The following is a 2,789-nucleotide window of genomic DNA, read 5'->3' as shown; positions in this document are numbered from 1 at the left end:
CCGTCACCATCGCCAACGTGATGCAGTCGAACGGCGTCATCCACGTCATCAACGGCGTGCTGCAGCCCTCGTGCTGCGGATCGACACGGCCACGGGCACCGCCGAGGTGCGCCCGGTGGGCGCCGAGACCCCGTCCGGCAAGAGCCTCGAGCTCTGGTACATCGGCTCCGGGGCGTCCCCCAAGGCGATCGGCCTCGTCGGCGCCTCGGCGACCCGGATCGCCCTGCCGGCGGAGACCGCGGCGAGCGGGCTCATCGCCGTGACGGTGGAGCCGCCGGGCGGATCGCCGAACGGCGCCCCGACCGGGCCGGTGGTCTATTCCGGCACGCTGATCCGCGAGTGAGGCGGGCATCCGCGTGACCCGACCCCGATGACCGAGGCCGGAACGAGGAACACCCCGGACCGCGCGGCCCGGGGTGTTCCTCGTCGTGCAGCGCTCCGGCGCCTCGGCCGGAGCGCGGCGGTCGCGATCAGGGCTGCAGCACGCCGTTGATGACGTGGATGACGCCGTTCGACTGCATCACGTTGGCGATGGTGACGGTGGCGGTGTTGCCCTTGGCATCGGTCACGTAGACCTTCTTGCCCTTGGACGTGACCACCAGGGGATCGCCCTCGACGGTCTTGAGCTGGGCCTCGCCGCCGCCCTTCTTGACCTCGGCCATCAGCTCCTTGGCGGTGTAGACGCCCGGGACGACGTGGTAGGTCAGGATCTTGGTGAGCGTGGCCTTGTTCTCGGGCTTCACCAGCGTCTCGACCGTGCCGGCCGGGAGGCGGGCGAAGGCGGCGTTGGTCGGGGCGAACACGGTGAACGGGCCCGGGCCCGACAGGGTGTCGACGAGGCCGGCGGCCTTCACCGCGGCCACGAGCGTGGTGTGATCCTTGGAGTTGACCGCGTTCTCGACGATCGTCTTGTTGGCATACATCGGCGCGCCGCCGACCATCGGGTTCTTGGCGAAGGCCGCGACCGGCGCGGCGCCGAGGGCGAGCGCGAGGGCGAAGGTGGCGAAGCGGGAGGCGTGATGCTGCGTCATGGGGTATCCTGACCGTTCGTAGGGCCCCGGTGCGCGGGGCTACGGGCGGCCTTACGGAGCCTCGCACGGAAAGGTTTCGGGCGGGATCGATTCCGGTCGCGCATCGGGCGCGGCGTCGTCCGAAACGTAGAAAAACCGCCCGGTCCTCGCGGACCGGGCGGTTTCTGCTTCGACCTCGGTCGGCGGCGGATCCTGCCGGACCCGCCGCGTCTCCCGGCCTCAGTACTTGCGCATCAGGGGCACCGGCGCGGCGGCGGCGGCCTGCGCCGTGTAGAGCGGCGCGATGATGCGGAACCAGCCGCGGGTCTCGTCGGCGAAGGCGCCGACGCCGCGATCGGCGACCGTACGCGTCACGAACACCTGAGCCTTGAACGCGCCGAAGTCGTAACCGACGAGGCCACCGGCCGCGAACGTGCCCTGACGCTGATAGGCCGCAAAGGCTGCGCCGCGGTTCCGGTTGATCGGAAGGTCGGTGAAGCCGTAGGCCACGGCGCCGATCTCGAACTTGCCGAAGGTCTTGGTCGCCGTCAGGTCGAGGTAGAGGCCGTCGGCGTTCACGATCGGGCCCAGCGCCGCAAACTGACCGCCGAAGCGGGCCGCGTCGTCGACGTAGAAGATGTGCGTCAGGGCCGCGGTCAGGTTGTAGCCGTCGCCGGTGTACGAGATCGCGCCGGTGTTGCGGATCGAGGTGGAGGCGTTCTGCGGCAGCACCGGGGTGCAGCCGGCGGTCAGCGTGCCGTTGCAGAGCGAGCCGCGGTCGCCGACGCCGATGTAGGCGCCGACGAGGTAGGCGGTGCTGATCTTGTTGCCGAGATCCCAGGCGAAGATGTTGCCGATGAAGGGGTTGTAGAAGTAGCTCTGGTCCTGGTTCGGGACGCCGGCCGCGTTGTTCGTGCCCACGAACACCGACGGGACCGCGATCACCGGCATGATGCTCGCGCCGAGGACCTTGAAGCCGGTCGACCAGACCAGGATCGGCACGTTGACGCCGACGTCCGGGCTGTTGCGCGCGTCGCCGCGGCCGGTGCTGAAGGTGTTGATCGCGTAGACGCCTTCCGGCAGCGGGCCGTAGGCGAGACCGACCTGCTCGCCGGGCTGCGTGGACGGCGTCGCCTGAACGCTGGTGTTCATGCCGACGGTGAGGGCGACCGCACCTGCGGCAAGCCAGGTCTTCATCATTTTCTCGTTCCTTCCCAAGGATTTCCGAACTTCGTCCCGCCGCCTCTGCACTACCTTGCCGGTCTGCCGTCTGCGCGGCTCCCGTGCGAGATGTGCCAAGCGCCCCCTACGAAGCCGGCCCGTGTCTCAACGCTGATAACTATTCTACAGAGCGCTTGGGAAAGACAGTGGAATGCCTCGGATCTGGACAGCGAGAGCCGAACCGTTGCCCAAATGCCTCAACCTTGCTGCGGTGCGGCGGCCGAGCGATGGTCGCAGAAATTGCATTCGGAGAAGCCGGATTCGGCAGAATAGCGCATCCGTTTCAGGCTCTTGTCGGGGGAAGCGTAGCGGGAGGATTCGGCAAGCCCGGCGGGACCGATCGCCATCCCGGGGGGACGTCCCGGCCCGCGCCGGCGGGCTCCGTAAGTCGCGATCGGACGGTCGGGCCGTGCCCGGACGGGCGGATCGGCCGCGAGACAGGCCGAATCGGACGCCGATGCGGCGCGACCGCTCGGCAGATCTTGCCGAGCGGATGTCCCCATCGCCGGGAGGCGGAAGGGCGCGGCGCGCCTACTCCGCGGCCGGCCGCGCCACCGC

At 69.5% G+C, this 2,789-nt stretch carries 4 protein-coding genes; 1 reads left to right on the top strand and 3 read right to left on the bottom strand.

Annotated elements, in window-relative coordinates:
• Positions 1–343 (top strand): anti-sigma factor (locus tag FV223_RS24490; protein WP_187276234.1); only part of this gene is annotated, 343 nt, incomplete at its 5' end.
• A 127-nt stretch (positions 344–470) separates the two neighbouring features.
• Here the strand turns inward: FV223_RS24490 and FV223_RS24485 are convergent.
• The 3 genes from FV223_RS24485 to FV223_RS30800 form a co-directional block, all read right to left on the bottom strand.
• On the bottom strand, positions 471–1,031 hold the full coding sequence (locus FV223_RS24485) for a fasciclin domain-containing protein (RefSeq protein ID WP_147729405.1): 561 nt from the start codon (positions 1,029–1,031) through the stop codon (positions 471–473).
• A gap of 219 nt (positions 1,032–1,250) precedes the next feature.
• Positions 1,251–2,210: a transporter gene (locus tag FV223_RS24480; protein WP_147729404.1), complete on the bottom strand. Its 960-nt coding sequence runs from the start codon at positions 2,208–2,210 to the stop codon at positions 1,251–1,253.
• A 218-nt stretch (positions 2,211–2,428) separates the two neighbouring features.
• The gene (locus FV223_RS30800) at positions 2,429–2,578 is read right to left on the bottom strand and encodes a hypothetical protein (protein ID WP_187274809.1); all 150 of its coding nucleotides are present in this window, start codon (positions 2,576–2,578) and stop codon (positions 2,429–2,431) included.
• Between the last annotated feature and the right edge of the window lie 211 nt (positions 2,579–2,789).

Origin of the sequence: Methylobacterium sp. WL116, assembly GCF_008039455.1 — a bacterium.
Classification (GTDB): Bacteria; Pseudomonadota; Alphaproteobacteria; order Rhizobiales; family Beijerinckiaceae; genus Methylobacterium.
Note: the sequence above shows the minus strand (reverse complement) of the source record. Positions and strands in the feature narration are given on the sequence as shown.

Bases quoted from the DNA above. Each gene is read 5' to 3' on its own strand.
- FV223_RS30800 (WP_187274809.1), bottom strand. From the start codon at position 2,578: ATGGCGATCGGTCCCGCCGGGCTTGCCGAATCCTCCCGCTACGCTTCC.
- FV223_RS24485 (WP_147729405.1), bottom strand. From the start codon at position 1,031: ATGACGCAGCATCACGCCTCCCGCTTCGCCACCTTCGCCCTCGCGCTC.
- FV223_RS24480 (WP_147729404.1), bottom strand. From the start codon at position 2,210: ATGATGAAGACCTGGCTTGCCGCAGGTGCGGTCGCCCTCACCGTCGGC.